The 16,323-nt window shown below is 70.0% G+C and carries 13 protein-coding genes; 6 read left to right on the top strand and 7 right to left on the bottom strand.

The window, feature by feature from the left end; all coding sequences use genetic code 11:
- Positions 1 to 6: 6 nt before the first annotated feature.
- Positions 7 to 300 (top strand): DUF503 domain-containing protein, encoded by a 294-nt coding sequence (locus C4K88_RS03570; RefSeq protein ID WP_104120211.1) that lies wholly within the window; start codon positions 7 to 9, stop codon positions 298 to 300.
- A gap of 22 nt (positions 301 to 322) precedes the next feature.
- Here C4K88_RS03570 and C4K88_RS03565 read toward each other — a convergent pair whose 3' ends face one another.
- The 6 genes from C4K88_RS03565 to C4K88_RS03540 all read right to left on the bottom strand — a co-directional run bounded on the left by C4K88_RS03565 (position 323) and on the right by C4K88_RS03540 (position 6,134).
- Complete coding sequence (locus tag C4K88_RS03565; RefSeq protein WP_104120210.1) at positions 323 to 1,036, bottom strand: HAD family hydrolase; 714 nt, start codon at positions 1,034 to 1,036, stop codon at positions 323 to 325.
- Positions 1,037 to 1,147: 111 nt separating this feature from the next.
- Positions 1,148 to 2,362 (bottom strand): class I SAM-dependent methyltransferase, encoded by a 1,215-nt coding sequence (locus tag C4K88_RS03560; protein WP_104120209.1) that lies wholly within the window; start codon positions 2,360 to 2,362, stop codon positions 1,148 to 1,150.
- Between the two features lie 9 nt (positions 2,363 to 2,371).
- Positions 2,372 to 3,130 (bottom strand): iron ABC transporter ATP-binding protein, encoded by a 759-nt coding sequence (locus C4K88_RS03555; protein ID WP_104120208.1) that lies wholly within the window; start codon positions 3,128 to 3,130, stop codon positions 2,372 to 2,374.
- Positions 3,131 to 3,143: 13 nt separating this feature from the next.
- Positions 3,144 to 4,157: an iron chelate uptake ABC transporter family permease subunit gene (locus C4K88_RS03550; protein WP_306418597.1), complete on the bottom strand. Its 1,014-nt coding sequence runs from the start codon at positions 4,155 to 4,157 to the stop codon at positions 3,144 to 3,146.
- Positions 4,147 to 5,160 carry an ABC transporter permease gene (locus C4K88_RS03545; RefSeq protein WP_104120207.1) on the bottom strand — a complete coding sequence of 338 codons (1,014 nt, stop codon included), beginning with the start codon at positions 5,158 to 5,160 and terminating at the stop codon, positions 4,147 to 4,149. The genes C4K88_RS03550 and C4K88_RS03545 overlap by 11 nt, the downstream gene beginning before the upstream one ends.
- 29 nt (positions 5,161 to 5,189) lie before the next feature.
- The gene (locus C4K88_RS03540) at positions 5,190 to 6,134 is read right to left on the bottom strand and encodes a siderophore ABC transporter substrate-binding protein (RefSeq protein ID WP_104120206.1); all 945 of its coding nucleotides are present in this window, start codon (positions 6,132 to 6,134) and stop codon (positions 5,190 to 5,192) included.
- A gap of 310 nt (positions 6,135 to 6,444) precedes the next feature.
- On the opposite strand from C4K88_RS03540, the gene groES reads away from it, so the two are divergent.
- Both groES and groL read left to right on the top strand, forming a co-directional pair.
- The gene (gene groES / locus C4K88_RS03535; RefSeq protein ID WP_104120205.1) at positions 6,445 to 6,741 is read left to right on the top strand and encodes a co-chaperone GroES; all 297 of its coding nucleotides are present in this window, start codon (positions 6,445 to 6,447) and stop codon (positions 6,739 to 6,741) included.
- A 75-nt stretch (positions 6,742 to 6,816) separates the two neighbouring features.
- Positions 6,817 to 8,430: a chaperonin GroEL gene (gene groL / locus C4K88_RS03530; protein WP_104120204.1), complete on the top strand. Its 1,614-nt coding sequence runs from the start codon at positions 6,817 to 6,819 to the stop codon at positions 8,428 to 8,430.
- A gap of 272 nt (positions 8,431 to 8,702) precedes the next feature.
- Here the strand turns inward: groL and C4K88_RS03525 are convergent, their stop codons facing one another.
- On the bottom strand, positions 8,703 to 10,337 hold the full coding sequence (locus C4K88_RS03525; protein WP_104120203.1) for a ribonuclease J: 1,635 nt from the start codon (positions 10,335 to 10,337) through the stop codon (positions 8,703 to 8,705).
- A gap of 304 nt (positions 10,338 to 10,641) precedes the next feature.
- Here C4K88_RS03525 and C4K88_RS03520 point away from each other — a divergent pair, with 304 nt between their 5' ends.
- From C4K88_RS03520 to C4K88_RS03510, 3 genes are all read left to right on the top strand, one after another.
- Positions 10,642 to 12,708: an acyltransferase family protein gene (locus C4K88_RS03520; RefSeq protein ID WP_104120202.1), complete on the top strand. Its 2,067-nt coding sequence runs from the start codon at positions 10,642 to 10,644 to the stop codon at positions 12,706 to 12,708.
- A gap of 127 nt (positions 12,709 to 12,835) precedes the next feature.
- Positions 12,836 to 14,362 carry an IMP dehydrogenase gene (gene guaB, locus C4K88_RS03515; protein WP_104120201.1) on the top strand — a complete coding sequence of 509 codons (1,527 nt, stop codon included), beginning with the start codon at positions 12,836 to 12,838 and terminating at the stop codon, positions 14,360 to 14,362.
- 75 nt (positions 14,363 to 14,437) lie between these two features.
- Positions 14,438 to 16,267 (top strand): ABC transporter ATP-binding protein, encoded by a 1,830-nt coding sequence (locus C4K88_RS03510; protein ID WP_104120200.1) that lies wholly within the window; start codon positions 14,438 to 14,440, stop codon positions 16,265 to 16,267.
- The last annotated feature ends 56 nt before the right edge of the window (positions 16,268 to 16,323 follow it).

Here is a 16,323-nt window from a genome sequence, read left to right as displayed (position 1 = left end):
ACGCCCATGTGGATCGGAGTCATCGAGTTCGACGTCCTGCTCGGCGACGTGCACTCGCTGAAGGGCAAGCGCTCGGTGGTGCGCCCGCTCGTGGCGGACCTCCGGCGGAAGTTCGAGCTCTCCGTCGCCGAGGTGGACCACCAGGAACTGCACCGCCGCGCCGTCGTCGGGGCCGGCGTGGTCGGAGGGGACCGCCGGCACGTGGTGGACGTCCTGGACCGCGTGGAGCGGTACGTCGCAGCGAGGCCGGAGGTCGAACTCCTGAGCGCCCGACGACGGCTCCTCACCAGCGAGGACTAGACGCCCTCCGACGCCGCGAGTCTCAGGCGGTCGCCGCCGCCGCCGTGAGCCGGTGCAGCGGCCCCTCGTCGAACGCGTCGAGCAGGGCACGGATGTCCTGGTAGACCGTCACGGCTCCGGCCTCCCGGAGCTCCGCCCCGCTCGTGCCCCCCGAGGCGAGTCCCACCGTCGGGATGCCCAGGGCGCTCGCGGCTTCGACGTCCCAGACCGAGTCGCCGACGAACACGGTGTTCGCGGCGTCGAGCCCGCCGGCGTCGAGCGCAGCCTGCAGGATGTCCGGGGACGGCTTGCTGTTCTCGGCGTCGGACGAGCTGGTGGCGGCGCTGATGGCGGCGTCGGCGTCGATGATCCCGCGGGAGACGCCCACCTCCTGCTGCGAGGAGGAGGAGGCGAGGACCACGATCAGGCCGTCGTCGGCGCAGCGGCGCAGGAGGTCGCCGGCGCCCTCGAAGGCCCGCAGGCCGGGCCAGTAGCTCGAGAAGAGGGCACTGTGCGTGGCGTCCAGGTCGGAGTCCTGGCCGGTGTCGCGGTCCTCGCCGAGCAGGTGCTCCACGAGCTTGTCGCCGCCCATCCCGATGGCCCGGTGGATCTCGGCCAGGGGCACGTCGTGGCCGAACCGCCGGAAGGCCTGCCACCAGGCCATGGTGTGCTGGTAGTTGGAGTCCACGAGGGTGCCGTCCACGTCGAACAGCACTCCGTGCCGGGTGCCCGCTGCCGTGCTGGTGTCCTCTGCCATGTGCTGCCTTCCGCCGGGATGAATGTGCTCCCGGCCGAGTCTAGGAATGCCGGGAGCCCTCGCGCCGGACGACGTCCGGGGTTGCGGAGGTCAGGGAAGTGTGGCCCGTCCTCAGGGGGCGGGGACGGGCTCGACGACGATCGCCACGCGCTCGTCCCCGACGCGCGTCAGGACGAGGGTGGCCTTCTTCCGGCCCTTGCCCGATCCGGTCAGCAGCTGCCGGCGGACCTCCTCGGGGGTGACGGAGGTGCCGCGCTTCTTGATGTCGAGCACCCCGATCCCCTCGGTGCGGATCCAGGCCTTGAGTGCCTTCACGTTGTAGGGCCTGACCTCGAGTACCCGGTAGGCGCGGGCGAACGGGGTGTCGGTGAAGGTCGGCGCGCAGATGTAGGCGATCATCGGGTCCAGCAGGTGCCCGCCGAGCTGCGCGGCGAGATCCGCGACGAGCTCCGCGCGGATGACGGCGCCGTCGGGTTCGTAGAGGTAGCCGGCCGGTGCGCCGACGGCGGGGGTCGGTCCGTCGCCGAATTCCCGCTCCGACACCATCTCCGCCGCGCCCCGCGCCCCGAGGACGAGCGCGGCCCGCCGGACGCCCTCGCGGCGGAGCGCGTTGAACCAGAGGGCCACCTCCGTGACGTCGCCGTCCACGGAGACCCACTGCGCCTCGCAACCCGCCGGGACGGATGCGTGGGGCATGCCCGGCCCCATCTTCACGCCCACGGGCTTGCCGCCGTCGGCGAGGTCCTCCACGAAGGACAGCGGGGGCGAGAACGCCTCGGGGTCGAAGATCCGGGACGTGCCGGACGTCGTCGTCGTCCTGCGTGCCGGGTCGAGCCAGACGCCGTCGAAGGCGGTGGTGTCGATGGAGGAGGCGTCGGCGTTGACGACGCGCGCGTTGGGGAACGGGATCAGGTTCATGGTCGCGGCCGCGGCGGTCGTCTCGTCCAGCTCGACGGCGGTGACCTCGCGGTCGAGGGTGGCCAGGGCCATGCTGTCCGCGCCGAGCCCGCAGCCGAGGTCGGCGATCCTCACGAGCCCGGCGTCGACGAAGCGCTGGGCGTGGCGGGCGGCGACCGTCAGGCGCGTGGCCTGCTCGAGACCGGCGGCCGTGAAGACCATGCGCGCGGCGAAGGGGCCGAACTTGGCGGAGGCCTTCGCCCGGAGCCTCGACTGCGTGAGGGCCGCGGCGACCACCTCGGGGGAGTAGCCGGCCTTCCGCAGCTGGCCGGTGAGGCGCAGGCTGTCGGCCTCCGTGTAGGGCCCGAGCGAGTTGAGCAGCTCCCAGCCGTCCGTGGTCAGGATGTCCGCGATGTTGTCCGACGCCATGCTGCCAGCCTAGGCGAAGTACACGCCGATCCTGTTGCCGCGGATCTGCTCCACCTGGATCTCGACGTCGTACACCTCGTGCAGCACGGCGGGGGTCATGATCTCCTCCGGCGTCCCCTGCCGGAGGAGGGCGCCCTCGCGCATCGCGAGGATGGTGTCCGAGTAGCAGGAGGCGAAGTTGATGTCGTGGATGACCAGCACCACGGTCTTCCCGAGGTCGTCGGCGAGGCGGCGGAGCAGGCGCATCATGTCCACGGAGTGCTTCATGTCGAGGTTGTTGAGCGGTTCGTCGAGCAGGACGTAGTCCGTGTCCTGGGCCAGCACCATGGCGATGAACGCCCGCTGGCGCTGCCCGCCGGAGAGTTCGTCGACGAAGCGGTGGGCCAGGTCCGTCAGGTCGAGGTAGGCGAGGGCGCGGTCGATGTGCTCGCGGTCTACGACGGTGGGGCGTCCGTTGTTGTGCGGGAAGCGGCCGAAGCCCACGAGGTCGCGGACGGAGAGCCGCACGGTCAGCTGGTTCTCCTGGCGCAGGATGGCCAGGGTGCGCGCGAGGACCGGCCCCGCCGTCGCGCTGACGTCCAGTCCGTCCACCACCACCGACCCGGCGTCGAGCGGCAGGAGCCTGCTCATCATGGACAGCAGCGTGGACTTGCCCGCTCCGTTCGGCCCGATGATCGAGGTGACGCCGCCCCGGGGGATGGTGCAGCTGACGGCGTCGACCACCGTGGTGGTGCCGTAGCGCTTCGTGGCGTGGTCGATGGTGATCATCGGACAGGGCCTTTCATCGGATACGGCCTTTCAGGAGGAGGACGAGGAAGACGATCCCGCCGGTGAACTCGATGACGATGCTGAGCGCGGTGTCGAACGCAAGGACCTGCTCCAGAACGAGCTGCCCGCCGACGAGCGCGATGACGCCGAGGAGGACGGCGACGGGCAGCACCACGGCATGCCGGAACTGGGTGCAGAGCTGGTACGCGAGGGCGGAGACGAGCAGGCCGAAGAACGTGGACGGGCCGACGAGGGCGGTGGAGACGGCGACGAGCACCGAGCAGATCACGAGGACGAGCGTAACGGTGCGCCGGTAGTCGACGCCGAGGCCCACCGCCGTCTCACGGCCGAGCGCGAGGACGTCCAGCCGGTGGCGCAGCCGCCAGGCGGGGACGCACAGGCCGACGACGGCGACCGCGGAGATGAGCAGGAGCAGCGGATCGACCCGGTTGAAGCTCGCGAAGAACAGGTCCTGCAGGATGATGAACTCGCTCGGGTCCATCAGCCGCTGCAGGAGCGAGGAGGCGCCGCGGAAGAACACGCCGAACACGATCCCGACGAGCAGCAGCAGGTGGAGGCTGCGCCCGCTGCCCAGGAACAGCCAGCGGTACAGCAGCCAGGAGAAACCGACCAGAAGGGACACTTCGATGCCGAAGCGGAGGGGAGCTCCCAGGGTGAGGAGCGTCCCGGCGCCGAGCACGAACACCAGCACCGTCTGGATCAGGAGGTAGAGCGCGTCCAGTCCCATGATCGACGGTGTGAGGATGCGGTTGCCGGTGACGGTCTGGAAGAGGACCGTGGACACCCCGACGGCGACGGCGACGAGCACCATCGCGCCGATGCGGTTCAGGCGCCGAGGGAGCACGTAGGCGAGGTTCCCCTCGAGCCCGACGAGGAGGAACGCCGCGATGAGCGCGGCGGCGGTGACGCCGAGGACCGTCAGCCACGCGGCAGGGGGCATCGTCCGCAGGGGCTTCCGCGCGGACTGCACGACGGCGGAGGGGAGACTGCCTGTCCTAGCGCGCACCGGTGTTCCCCCTGACGAGCAGGACGATGAACAGGACGCTGCCGATCACGGAGACGATGACGCCCACCGGGATCTCGAAGGGGAAGCGGATGATGCGTCCGAGGATGTCGCAGGCGAGGACGAAGCCCGCGCCGAGGACAGCGATCCAGGGCACGGCGCGGCGTACGTTGTCGCCGATGAGCAGGGACACGAGGTTGGGCACGATCAGCCCCAGGAACGGGATGGCTCCGACGACCACGACGACGACGGCGCTGATCAGGCTCACGAGCACCAGGCCGAGATTCATGGTGCGCCGGTAGTCCAGTCCGAGGTTCGTGGTGAACTCCTCGCCCATCCCGGCGACGGTGAAGCGGTCGGCGCAGAGGTAGCCGACCACGGCGAGGGCGGCGACGATCCACAGCAGTTCGTAGCGGCCGCGGACCAGCCCTGAAAAGTCGCCGATCATCCACGTGTTGAGGGTCTGCAGCAGGTCGAACCGGTAGGCGAAGAACGTGGTCACCGAGGAGATGACGCCGCCGAGCATGATGCCCACCAGGGGCACGATCAGGGTGTTGCGCAGCGGGATGCGGCGCAGGACGGCCAGGAAGAGGGCCGTCCCGGCCATGGCGAAGAGGGCCGCAACGAGCATCTTCCCGAGGATCGGCGTTCCGGGCAGGACGAGCGTGGCCACGAGGATGCCCGCGGTGGCCGACTCGGCGGTCCCCACCGTGGAGGGTTCCACGAACCGGTTCCGGGCCATGAGCTGCAGGATGAATCCGGAGATGCTGAGGGCGATGCCGGCGAGGAGGACCGCCAGCGTGCGCGGCACCCGACTGACGAGGAAGGTCTGCCGGACATCGGGGTCGCCGGTCAGCAGGTCCGCGGGCGAGATGTCGGAGACACCGACGAAGAGGCTGAGGAGGGCGAGCAGCAGCACGGTCCCCCCGGCCAGGCACAGGAGGGCCGGCCGGGGGGAACCGTGCTGCTGCGTCGGCCGCTGCGGCCGGAGGGCGAGGGCTGCCATGGAGGCGCCTGCCGCGGGGCGGTGGTCGGTCAGGCCGCTACGGCGTCACTGACGGCGGAGACCATGGCGTCGAGGTTGTTCAGGCCGTAGCCGATCAGGTACCAGCTCGCCGAGTCGAGATAGGTGATGTCCCCGTTCTTCGCGGCAATGGTCCCGTTCACGAGTTCGTTGTCGAGGACGGCCGCGCCCGCGGCGCCGGCTTCACCGACGGCGGCGTCGCGGTCGATCACGAAGAGGTGGGCGGGGTCGAGCTCCGCGATGTATTCGAAGGAGACGGCCTCGCCGTGCGTCCCCTTGCTCTTCACATCGGCCGCGGGTTCGACGCCGAGCACGTCGTGGATCAGGCCGAAGCGTGAGCCGGCGCCGTACGCGGTGACCTCACCCGCGGTGGTCATCAGGACGAGGCCGGTGCCCGCGGAGGCGGCGGCTTCCCTGGTCTCGGCGATCGAGGCGTCGAGGGCGGCCAGGCGGTCGGCTGCCTCGTCCTCGACGCCGAAGATCTTCCCGAGGGTCTCGGTGTTCTCCGTGAAGCTTGCCATCGGATCGGCGGCGTCGACGCTCAGGTCGATGGTGGGCGCGATGTCGGAGAGTTCGTCGTAGGAGTCGGCCACGCGGCCCGAGATGATGATCAGATCGGGGGCGGCTGCGGCGATCGCCTCGAAGTCGGGTTCCTTCATGGACCCGATGTTGGTGATGTCCCCGCCCCTGTAGGCCGACAGCTGCTCCGGGAGGGTGCCCTGCGGCACGCCGTCCACCTCGACCCCCAGCGTGTCGAGGGTGTCCAGGGCGCCGAGATCGAAGGTGAAGACCGTCTGCGGGTCCGTGGGCACCTCGGTGGTCCCCTGTGCGTGCTCGACGGAGAGGCTCGAGGCGGCCGCGGGCTCGTCGGCAGCGGTGGAGGAGCCGCCGCACGCCGTCAGGGCGAGGGTGGTCGCGGCGGCGGCGGAGAGGACGGCAAGGCGCGCATGAGACATGGGAGGAACTCCGAGGATGGGGCCGGACGGGCCGACGAGACGGTGGTAAGGAAAGCCTTACCTGACCGAAGATAAGCGACGGTCGGACAATTACGCAAACCAACCATGACGTATTAGTTCGTCGTTGCCGGATGTCACCTCCCGGCTGGCACTCGCCTTGACCGAGTGCCAGCCCTTGCATACAGTCGGAGTTGGCACTCGCTCACTGCGGGTGCTAACCCCGAGGGAAGCGTTCGCCGGCACCGCGACGACGGTTCACGCCCAGCCCGACGGCCCCCAGCCCATTGGTACCGAACGCAAAGGAGAGCCCGTGTCGGTCTCTATCAAGCCGCTTGAGGATCGTATTGTTGTCCGCCCGCTCGAAGCCGAGCAGACCACTGCTTCCGGCCTCGTCATCCCGGACACGGCGAAGGAGAAGCCCCAGGAGGGCGAAGTCGTAGCTGTCGGACCCGGCCGCGTCGATGACAACGGCAACCGCGTTCCCGTCGACGTCGCCGAGGGCGACGTCGTCATCTACTCGAAGTACGGCGGAACCGAGATCAAGCAGGGCGGCCAGGAGTACCTCGTACTCTCCGCCCGCGACGTCCTCGCGATCGTCGTCAAGTAACACCCCGTTTGGAGAAGCCCCGGCCCGCAGTGGCCGGGGTTTTTCTCGCTGCACAAGCCTGAAAGGAACCAATCAATGGCAAAGCAGTTGGAATTCAACGACGCCGCCCGCCGTGCCCTCGAGGCCGGCGTGGACAAGCTCGCGAACACCGTCAAGGTGACGCTGGGCCCCCGCGGACGCAACGTCGTGCTCGACAAGAAGTGGGGCGCCCCCACCATCACGAACGACGGCGTCACGATCGCCCGCGAGGTCGAACTCGACGACCCGTACGAGAACCTCGGCGCCCAGCTCGCCAAGGAGGTCGCCACCAAGACGAACGACGTCGCCGGTGACGGCACCACCACCGCCACGGTCCTCGCCCAGGCACTCGTCAAGGAAGGCCTCCGCAACGTCGCCGCCGGCGCCGCCCCGGGGCAGCTCAAGCACGGCATCGAGGTGTCGGTCCAGGCCGTCGCCAAGCGCCTGCTCGAGAACGCCCGCGAGGTCGTCGGCCAGCAGACCGCCGACGTCGCCTCCATCTCCGCTCAGAGCACCGAGGTCGGCGATCTCCTGGCGGAGGCGTTCGACAAGGTCGGCAAGGATGGTGTGATCACCATCGAGGAGTCCTCCACCACGCAGACCGAACTCGTCCTCACCGAGGGCATGCAGTTCGACAAGGGCTACCTCTCGCCGTACTTCGTGACCGACGCCGAGCGCCAGGAAGCCGTCCTCGAGGACGCGCTCATCCTCATCAACTCCGGCAAGATCTCGTCGCTGGCGGAATTCCTGCCGCTGCTCGAGAAGGCCCTGCAGGCCGGCAAGCCGCTGTTCATCATCGCCGAGGACATCGAGGGCGAGGCCCTCTCCACGCTGGTGGTCAACAAGATCCGCGGCACCCTGAACGTCGTCGCCGTCAAGGCTCCCGGCTTCGGTGACCGCCGCAAGGCCATGATGCAGGACATCGCCACCCTCACGGGTGCGCAGGTCGTCTCCCCGGACCTCGGCCTGAAGCTGGACCAGGTGGGCCTCGAGGTGCTCGGCTCCGCCCGCCGGATCACCGTCACCAAGGACGCCACCACGATCGTCGACGGCACCGGCAGCGAGTCCGACGTCGCCGACCGCGTGGCGCAGATCCGCGCCGAGGTGGAGCGCACCGACTCCGACTGGGACCGCGAGAAGCTCCAGGAGCGCCTGGCGAAGCTCGCCGGCGGGATCGGCGTCATCAAGGTCGGCGCCGCCACCGAGGTGGAGCTGAAGGAGAAGAAGCACCGCATCGAGGACGCCGTGTCCTCGACGCGTGCAGCCCTCGAAGAGGGCATCGTCGCCGGTGGTGGGTCCGCCCTGGTCCACGCCGGCAAGGCACTGGACACGGACGCCGACGTCCTGGCACTCGAGGGCGACGCGGCCACCGCCGTCGGCCTCGTCCGCCGGGCGCTCGCCCAGCCGCTGCGCTGGATCGCCGAGAACGCCGGCCACGAAGGCTACGTCGTCGTCGCGAAGGTCTCGGACCTCGAGGCCGGCCACGGCTTCAACGCCGTCACCGGCGAGTACGAGAACCTCATCGACGCCGGCATCATCGACCCGGTCAAGGTGACGCGGTCCGCCCTGCAGAACGCGGCCTCGATCGCGGCCCTGGTGCTCACCACGGAAACCCTCGTGGTGGAGAAGCCCGAGGAGTCCGACGAGGACGGCCACGGCCACTCGCACTAGGCGTAGGGGCTCCGGCCCGCTCGACCCCAGAAGCACCCCGGCTCCGCGGAGCCGGGGTGCTTCTGCGTGCGGGTCCTCCGCGCCTTCCTGCCGTCGCGTGATGTTCCTGCCCAGCGACCCGCGTTCTTCAGTGGGCATGGTCAGACATGCCCACCGGGAGGGGTCACCCGATGGGCATGTCCGGTCCCCGCGCCGGCGCTGGGGGTCCGAAGCCCCGGGGACGACGAAGCCCCGGCACCCAACGGGTACCGGGGCTGCTCGCGCTGCTGGGATCAGGCGTCGACGACGATGGCGTTGACGACCGGCTGGCGGTTGTAGAACCGGCGCATCCAGTTGGCCGTGGCCCGCTCGATGATGTCCTCGGGGTCCTGGCGGCGGCCGCCCTGACGGTTCGAGGCGGCGTCGCGGAGGGCCTTCTCGACGGCGGCGCCGGCCTTGTCGAGGTCCTCGTCGGAGCAGGAGAAGCCCTTGGTGAAGAACTCGGGGGCCTCGACCATGTCGCCGTTGTCCGGGTCGATGATCGCGAGGATCGTGACCACGCCCTCCTCGGCCAGGCGGCGGCGCTCCACGAGGTCCTCCTCGGTGATACCGCCCACGCTGTCGCCGTCGACGAAGACGAGCCCGGCGTCGACCTTGCCGGAGATGGTCGCGCGGCCGCGGGCGAGGTCCACGGTCACGCCGTCCTGGGCGATGACCACGTTGCGGGGATCGACGCCGGTGGCGACGGCGATCTCCGAGTTGGCGCGCAGGTGCCGCCATTCGCCGTGCACGGGCATGACGTTGCGGGGCTTGACGATGTTGTAGCAGTAGGCGAGCTCGCCGGCGCTGGCGTGGCCGGAGACGTGCACCTTCGCGTTGCCCTTGTGGACCACGTTGGCGCCGATCTCGGTGAGCGCGTTGATGATGCCGTAGATGGCGTTCTCGTTGCCCGGGATGAGGGAGCTGGCCAGCAGCACCGTGTCACCCTCGGTGATCCGGATGGCGTGGTCGTTGTTGGCCATGCGGGAGAGGGCGGCCATCGGCTCGCCCTGGGACCCGGTGCAGATGAGGACCACCTTGTGGTCGTCGCTGCGCTCGAGCTTCTTGAAGTCCACGAGCAGGCCCTGCGGGATGTTCAGGTAGCCCAGGTCCGCCGCGATGGTCATGTTGCGCACCATCGAGCGGCCCACGAACGCCACCTTGCGGCGGTGGCGGTGGGCGGTGTCGATGATCTGCTGGATGCGGTGGATGTGGCTGGCGAAGCTGGAGACGATGATCCGGCGCGGCGCGGTGCGGAACACGGCGTCGATCGCGGGTCCGAGGTCCTTCTCCGAGGTGGTGAAGCCGGGGACGTCGGCGTTGGTGGAGTCGGTGAGGAACAGGTCCACGCCCTCCGCGCCGAGCCGGGCGAAGGCACCGAGGTCGGTGATGCGACGGTCCAGCGGGAACTGGTCCATCTTGAAGTCGCCGGTGTGCAGCACCATGCCGGCCGCGGTGCGGATGGCGACGGCGAGGCTGTCCGGGATGGAGTGGTTCACGGCGACGAATTCGAGGTCGAACCCGCCCATGGTGCGCCGCTCGCCCTCCTTGACCTGGATGGTCTTCGGGGTGATGCGGTGTTCCTTGAGCTTGGCCTCGATGAAGGCCAGCGTGAGGCGCGATCCGACCAGCGGGATGTCGGCGCGTTCCTTGAGCAGGTACGGCACACCGCCGATGTGGTCCTCGTGGCCGTGCGTGAGGACCACGGCCACGACGTCGTCGAGCCGGTCGCGGATGTAGGAGAAGTCCGGCAGGATCACGTTGATGCCGGGCTGGTGCTCCTCCGGGAACAGCACCCCGCAGTCCACGATCAGCAGTTTGCCGTCGAACTCGAAGACGGTCATGTTTCTGCCGATCTCACCGATACCTCCGAGAGCGACGATGCGCATGGCTCCCTTGGCCAGTTCCCGTGGTGCTTTCAGTGCGGCAGGTCTTTTATTCACAGATCAGGTTTCTCTCGTTGGTGAGGAACGACGGGACAGTGGCGTCGGACGAGCGTCGTCGAGGCCGGTACACCCGGCGATTCCGTTCTGGTGGTCCCCTGCATTCGGGGAAGATACTCCTCCTAGAGTACGTGGTTCGGCGCGTGGGCGGTGCCTGCAGGACCCGCTGCGATGCCGGACGATCGCGGCCAGCCGGTAATCTGGAGATTTGCGTCCGATTCCCGTGCCCGTCCCGCAGAGGAGGAACAGCATGGCCTCCAGTCCGCCGACGGTTGCTCCTACGACCGCCCCGGCCACCGGCGGAACGCCCTCCGGGGGCGGCGATCCGCGCCGGTACCGGCCCGAGGTGCAGGGGCTGCGCGCCCTCGCCGTCGCGATGGTGGTGGTCTACCACGTCTGGCTCGGCCGGGTGTCCGGCGGCGTGGACGTCTTCCTGCTCGTCTCCGCCTTCCTGCTCACCGTCACGTTCGCGCGGAGGCTCGAGGCGCAGCAACCCCTCGCGCTCGTGGCGTACTGGCTCAACCTGCTGAAGCGGCTGCTGCCCGCCGTCGTCGTCGTCCTCCTGTCCGTCCTCGCCGCGACGGCCCTCCTCCTGCCGAGCTCGCGGTGGCGCGCGGTGTTCGACCAGACCTGGGCCTCGCTGGCCTACCGGCAGAACTGGGAACTGGCGGGCAACGCGGTGGACTACTACGCCCTCGACCACAGTGCGGCCAGCCCGCTGCAGCATTTCTGGTCCCTCTCCATCCAGGGGCAGGTGTTCCTGCTGTGGCCGCTCCTCTTCGCGGGGGCCGGCGCTCTCGCGGCGGTCACCCGCCTGCGTCCGCGGCCCGTGCTGATCATTCTCTTCGGCGCCCTCTTCGCGGTGTCGCTCGCGTTCTCGGTGTGGCAGACGGGCACGGACCAGGCCGCCGCCTACTTCGACACTCGCGCCAGGCTCTGGGAGTTCGCCCTCGGCTCGCTCGTGGCCCTCGCGCTGCCGTACCTGGTGCTCCCGCGGAGTGTGCGCGTGGTCCTGGGATGGGTGGGCGTCGTGATGATGCTGGCGTGCGGCATCCTCCTGCAGGTGCAGCAGCAGTTCCCGGGCTTCGTGGCGCTCTGGCCCACGCTGGCCGCGGCCGCCGTGATCGTCGCGGGCCGCACGGACAGCCCCGCCGGCGTGGACCGCTGGCTGTCCTCCCGGCCGTTCCTGCGGCTCGGCGGTGCGTCCTACGCGCTCTACCTGTGGCACTGGCCCGTCCTGATCATCTGGCTCGTCGTCGCCGGCAAGGAAGGGGCCGGGCTGCTCGACGGCGCCGCCGTCGTCACGGCCTCGTTGGTGCTGGCGGTACTCACCACGCGTTTCGTCGAGGAGCCGCTGCGTTCGTGGTCCTGGCCGTCCGTCGGGCGCCGCCGCACGGGTCTCGTGGCCGCAGTGGCACTCACCCTCGTGGCCGTCCCGCTCTCCGGCTGGGAGTACCGGGTGCAGGCGCAGGAGACGGCGGTGGGGCAGCAGACCCGCGACGACAACCCCGGCGCCGAGGCCCTCCACCCCTCCTTCGAGTACCGGGGCGCGGAGGACGCGCTGGTGAAGCCGCTCGCGAGCAGCCTCGGCGCGGAGTGGGCGGCCGTGGACGGGCCGTGCCCGGAGGCCCTGATGCCGGCCGACCCGCAGCTGGCCTCCTGCGTCCGGACGGGGGACGAGGCGACGGCGGAACGGGCCGTGCTGGTGCTCGGCGACTCCCACTCGCAGATGTGGATGACCGCGCTCGGCGCCATGGCCGAGGCCAACGACTGGCTCGCCGTCTCGGTGCACCGGCCCAACTGCCGGTTCGTCGACGCACCCGGGAGCGTGGACGCGGAATGCCAGGCCTTCAACGACGCCGTCCGCGCCTACGCACTGGACCTCGCCCCCGACGCCGTGCTCACCGTCGGGACGCGGACGGACTGGAGTTCGCCGGCCGAGGAGATCCCGGCCGGCTTCGAGGCCGGCATCACCCCGCTCCTGGACGCCGGGATCCCCGTCGTCGCGCTCCGTGACACGCCGCGCTTCGAGGAGGACATGGCCGAGTGCACGGACCGCCACGCCGCCGACCCCTCGGTCTGCGACGTCCCGGCGGCCGAGGTGCTCGCGCCGTCGTCGCCCCTCCTGCCCCTGGCCGAACGCCTGCCCGGCCTCGAGCACGTGGACCTGACCGACGTCGTCTGCGCGGGGGCGACGTGCCCCGGCGTGGTGGGGAACGTCCGCGTGTACATGGACCGCGACCACCTCTCCAAGACGTACGTGGAGACGACCGTCCCGGTGTTCGAGGAGCGGTTCAGGGCGGCGCTCGGCTGGTGACGTGAGCGCTGTCACCGGAATAGGGCGCTCCGGTGATCCGTTCTAGACTGTCAGGGCCTGTCGGCGCATCCCCAGCCGCCGCTCCAGAGCCCCACCCCAACCGGGAGACATCGAAAGAGGCGCAGCAGTGACCCAGCAGTCAGGCCAGAACGAGACCCACGACCCCTTCGGATTCATCGGCCTGACGTACGACGACGTGCTCCTGCTCCCCGGCCACACCGACGTCATCCCCTCGGAGGCCGACACGTCGTCGCGCATCTCCAAGCGCATCACCGTGAAGACGCCGCTGCTGTCCTCCGCGATGGACACCGTCACGGAGTCCCGGATGGCCATCGCCATGGCCCGGCAGGGCGGACTCGGCGTGATCCACCGCAACCTCTCCATCCAGGACCAGGCGGACCAGGTGGACCGCGTGAAGCGCAGCGAGTCCGGCATGATCACCAAGCCGCTGACCATCGGCCCCGACGCCACCCTGCAGGACCTCGACGAGCTCTGCGGGCACTACCGCGTCTCCGGACTGCCCGTCGTGGACGAGGGCGGGCGCCTGCTCGGCATCGTCACCAACCGCGACACGCGCTTCGTGCTCGAGAGCGACTTCCCGCGCACGCTCGTCCGGGACGTCATGACCAAGATGCCGCTCGTCACCGGGGCCGTGGGGATCAGCGGCGACGACGCCATCAACCTCCTCGCGACCAACAAGATCGAGAAGCTCCCCCTCGTCGACGACGACGACGTGCTGCGCGGGCTGATCACGGTCAAGGACTTCACGAAGGCCGAGCAGTACCCGCTGTCCACGAAGGACGACGACGGCCGGCTCCGCGTCGGGGCCGCCATCGGGTTCTTCGGGGACGGCTGGGAGCGCGCCATGGCCCTCGTCGACGCCGGCGTGGACGCCCTCTTCGTCGACACCGCCAACGGCCATAGCGCGGGCGTCCTCGAGATGATCGCGCGCCTCAAGGCCGAGAAGTCCCTGGCGCACGTGGACGTCATCGGCGGTCAGGCCGCCACCCGCGAGGGCGCGCAGGCCCTCATCGACGCCGGCGCCGACGGCATCAAGGTGGGCGTCGGGCCGGGCTCCATCTGCACCACCCGCGTCGTCGCCGGCGTCGGCGTCCCGCAGGTCACCGCCATCTACGAGTCGGCGAAGGCCGCGATCCCCGCCGGAGTGCCCGTGATCGCCGACGGCGGCCTCCAGTACTCCGGCGACATCGGCAAGGCCCTCGTGGCCGGCGCCGACACCGTGATGCTCGGCTCGCTGCTGGCCGGCTCCGCGGAGGCGCCCGGCGAACTGATCTTCGTCAACGGCAAGCAGTTCAAGACGTACCGGGGCATGGGTTCGCTCGGCGCCATGCAGACCCGCGGCAAGAACACCTCCTACTCGAAGGACCGCTACTTCCAGGCGGACGTGGCCGGCGACGACAAGCTGATCCCCGAGGGCATCGAGGGCCGCGTCGCCTACCGCGGGCCGCTCGCGTCCGTGGCCTACCAGCTGGTCGGCGGTCTCCGCCAGACCATGTTCTACACCGGCGCCCGCACCATCCCGGAGCTGAAGGCCAAGGGCAAGTTCGTGCGCATCACGGCCGCCGGCCTGAAGGAATCCCACCCGCACGACATCCAGATGACGGTCGAGGCGCCGAACTACGGCACCAAGTAGGGCGTTGCGCCACGGAGCCCACGGAGCCCACGGAGCCCACGGAGCCCACGGAGCCCACGGGGCGGGAGGGCCGGCATGAGCACGCTCCCGCAGCCCCCGGCGGCCGCCCGCCGGAAGCTCCGGCTCGGACCGTACGCCCGTGCCGTCGGGCAGGTCCTCGTGGTCAGCGCGAAGGCGTCGCCCGGCGCCGTCGCGATGAAGGTCGCGGGGTCCCTCATCTCGGCCGTCCTGCCGCTGGTCACCACCTACTACGCGGCGCTGACGACGACGGCGCTGGCCGCCGCCTACGCGGGGGACCCGGACGCCGGGCGGTCCGCCGTCGTCTACGTGGTCATCACCGCCGTCCTCGGCCTGCTGTGGGGGGCGTTCACGAGCGTGGACCGGTACATCCAGCAGGTCCTGGGGTTCCGCGTCGGCGCGATCGTGGGCGACCGCATGTACGAGCGCTTCCTCGCGCTGGAGTTCTGGCGGTACGACGACAAGGAGACGATCGACCTCTACGACCGCGCCCGCCGGTTCTCCGACTCCTACGCGCGGGTCCTCGACCGCATCGCCGCGATCTTCACGCAGCTGGTCTCCGTGGTCCTCGCGATCGGCGCGCTGCTCCTGGTCAGCTGGTGGATCGCCCTGATCGTGCTGGTCGCGATCATCCCCAGCGTCTACCTGCAGTTCCGGCTCGCCCGCGAACAGATGGCGCACTGGAACACGCAGGTGGACTCCCGGCGGCAGCGGCGCATGATCGAGACCAACCTCATGAAGCCGCAGCACATCGCCGAGCTGCGCCTCTACGGGATCGTCCGCCACCTGATGGAGCTGCGCTCCACACTGCGGGACGCCGACGAGAAGCGCCGCCTCGACTTCCAGAAGCGGTACATCCCCAAGCAGCTGCTGGCGGACGCCCTGCAGTACGGGGCCGAGCTGCTCGCCCTGGTATGGATCGTGGGCCAGATCATCGCCCGCGCCCAGCCGGTGGGCCAGTTCCTCTACGTGCAGCAGATCGTCAGCCGCGCCCTCAGCACGGCCAACAGCCTCGTCTCCTCGCTGAGCGCCATCGACGAGGACCTCGCGAACCTCAAGGACTACGAGCAGTTCATGGACTTCCCGCTGTCCACGGCCGCACCGGGACGCCTGGCTGACCCGCCCGCCGCCGTCGAACTCCGCGACATCCGGTTCACCTACACCGGCGGCGAGGCTGAGGTGCTCAAGGGCATCTCGATGACCTTCGAGCGGGGAACCCACGTGGCCATCGTGGGCGAGAACGGGGCGGGGAAGTCCACCCTCATCCGTGTCCTCGCGGGGCTGTACCAGCCGGGCTCCGGGGCGGTCCTCGTCGGCGGACGGGACCTGCGGGGCATCCGCATCGACGACTGGCACCGGCACCTCGCGGTCATGTCGCAGGACTTCCTGCGGTACGAGTTCGCGACGGCCGAGAACAACATCTACTTCGGGGACGTCCACCGGCCGCGCGACGACGCGAGGGTGCGCCGGGCGGCACACGACGCCGAGGCGGCCGAGTTCATCGGGAAGATGCCGAACGGGTTCGGGAACTACGTCAGCAACTGGATGGAGGACCCGCGCGGGCGGAAGGGCAGCGGCCTGTCCGGGGGCCAGTGGCAGCGGCTCGCCATGGCCCGCAGCTTCTACCGGGACGCGCCGTTCATCGTCCTGGACGAGCCGACCTCGGCCATCGACGCGCTCGCCGAGCACCGCATTTTCACGCGCCTGTTCGCGGACCGTTCACGGACGATCATCGCGATCAGCCACCGCCTGGCGACCATCGAGAAGGCCGACGTCGTGTACATGCTGGAGGACGGGGAGGTGGTCGAGTCCGGGACGCACCGTGAGCTCGTGGCGCTGCGGGGCCGGTACTTCAGGATGTTCGAGAGTCAGCTGCCGGACGCCTGACGGGGTGCTGCTCCGGTCCTGATGGGGCACTCCTCCGGGTGGGGCCGCCGCGGCGG

It is taken from the genome of Arthrobacter pityocampae, from assembly GCF_002927275.1.
Taxonomy (GTDB): Bacteria; Actinomycetota; Actinomycetes; order Actinomycetales; family Micrococcaceae; genus Arthrobacter_D; species Arthrobacter_D pityocampae.
Note: the sequence above shows the minus strand (reverse complement) of the source record. Positions and strands in the feature narration are given on the sequence as shown.

What these genes read in the sequence shown, in the direction of transcription:
- C4K88_RS03565 (WP_104120210.1), bottom strand. Translation starts at nt 1,036, where the DNA reads ATGGCAGAGGACACCAGCACGGCAGCGGGCACCCGGCACGGAGTGCTG.
- C4K88_RS03525 (WP_104120203.1), bottom strand. Translation starts at nt 10,337, where the DNA reads ATGCGCATCGTCGCTCTCGGAGGTATCGGTGAGATCGGCAGAAACATG.
- C4K88_RS03555 (WP_104120208.1), bottom strand. Translation starts at nt 3,130, where the DNA reads ATGATCACCATCGACCACGCCACGAAGCGCTACGGCACCACCACGGTG.
- C4K88_RS03520 (WP_104120202.1), top strand. Translation starts at nt 10,642, where the DNA reads ATGGCCTCCAGTCCGCCGACGGTTGCTCCTACGACCGCCCCGGCCACC.
- C4K88_RS03570 (WP_104120211.1), top strand. Translation starts at nt 7, where the DNA reads ATGTGGATCGGAGTCATCGAGTTCGACGTCCTGCTCGGCGACGTGCAC.
- C4K88_RS03560 (WP_104120209.1), bottom strand. Translation starts at nt 2,362, where the DNA reads ATGGCGTCGGACAACATCGCGGACATCCTGACCACGGACGGCTGGGAG.
- C4K88_RS03540 (WP_104120206.1), bottom strand. Translation starts at nt 6,134, where the DNA reads ATGTCTCATGCGCGCCTTGCCGTCCTCTCCGCCGCCGCCGCGACCACC.
- groL (WP_104120204.1), top strand. Translation starts at nt 6,817, where the DNA reads ATGGCAAAGCAGTTGGAATTCAACGACGCCGCCCGCCGTGCCCTCGAG.
- C4K88_RS03510 (WP_104120200.1), top strand. Translation starts at nt 14,438, where the DNA reads ATGAGCACGCTCCCGCAGCCCCCGGCGGCCGCCCGCCGGAAGCTCCGG.
- C4K88_RS03545 (WP_104120207.1), bottom strand. Translation starts at nt 5,160, where the DNA reads ATGGCAGCCCTCGCCCTCCGGCCGCAGCGGCCGACGCAGCAGCACGGT.